The sequence below is a fragment of the Rahnella sp. NRRL B-41462 genome, from assembly GCF_003263525.1.
GTDB lineage: Bacteria > Pseudomonadota > Gammaproteobacteria > Enterobacterales > Enterobacteriaceae > Rahnella > Rahnella aceris.
The window spans coordinates 1-1,036 of sequence record NZ_JYDF01000178.1; the positions used below are offsets into that span (position 1 = coordinate 1).

Annotated in this window: 2 pseudogenes; one reads left to right on the plus strand and one right to left on the minus strand. The window is 45.8% G+C overall.

Going from position 1 to position 1,036, the window contains the following annotated elements:
• Window positions 1-535, minus strand: a pseudogene (locus tag UC14_RS26200) (IS110-like element IS4321 family transposase); the annotation flags it as partial.
• A gap of 350 nt (window positions 536-885) precedes the next feature.
• Between UC14_RS26200 and UC14_RS26205 the strand changes: the two are divergent.
• A pseudogene (locus UC14_RS26205) lies at window positions 886-1,036 on the plus strand (IS110 family transposase); the annotation flags it as partial.

Here is a 1,036-nt window from a genome sequence, read left to right on the forward strand (position 1 = left end):
GCAATAACTGGCTGAGGTAAAGAGGCAAACTATTGTCCTCAAGAATGGTACTCAGTCGGCTAATAACGGCAGCTCCTCGTGGAACGCTAATGCCAAATTCCAGCAGGAAAGCATGCATCTGATTGGTTGTTTTTACCTTATCCTGAACCAAGGATTCACGGACACGATGCAGAGCCCGCATTGCCTGCTGAGATTCCGTTCTAGGTTGCACAAAACGCATAGACGGACGCGATGCAGCTTCACAAATAGCTTCGGCGTCGACAAAGTCGTTTTTGTTACTTTTAACGAATGGACGGACAAATTGTGGTGATATCAGCTTAGGAAAATGCCCTAACTCTTCCAACTTGCGTGCCATAAAGTGAGAGCCACCACAGGCTTCCATTGCGATGGTTGTAGCGGGGCATGTCGCCAAAAATTCGATTAACTTTGGCCGTGTAAATTTTTTACGGTAAACAGCCTTGCCGCGACGATCCTGGCAATGAATATGGAAAGAGTTTTTACCCAGATCGATACCAATGAGCGCAATGTTTTCCATGATAGTTCTCCGAATGAAAGCCTATCCTCAGCATAGTACCGGGAAGGAGGGAGTGACCATCTCATTAAATACCCTACGTTAAGCCTGTTTTTTAAGCAGTCATGACCGGCAACTGTGAGCGAAGTATAGTCATTCGCACCCTGAGAATTACACTATTAAGTGATTCAGGGTATGCGCTTGCTGGTTACGAATATTGAGCGAGAATCATGCGATGATCGCCGCTTTTCTTTCGAGCCAGTAGGTGCTCCACGTTCGCTAACGAATACTCAGGGCATGCAGATAAACTGCTGGCTATATTTCTTTCGAAGAGCGTGGAATGCATACCAATCCCCTATAAAAAGGAGTTGGTGATGACTGTGACTAATCAATTTGCTGCGCACGTTGGTCTGGACTGGGCGGATAAAAAACACGATGTCTGTGTTCAGTTTAAAAACGGTGAACGCGTATTCGATGTGATTGAACATACAGCAGAAGCGCTTGATGCCTGGCTTACTGAGTTAA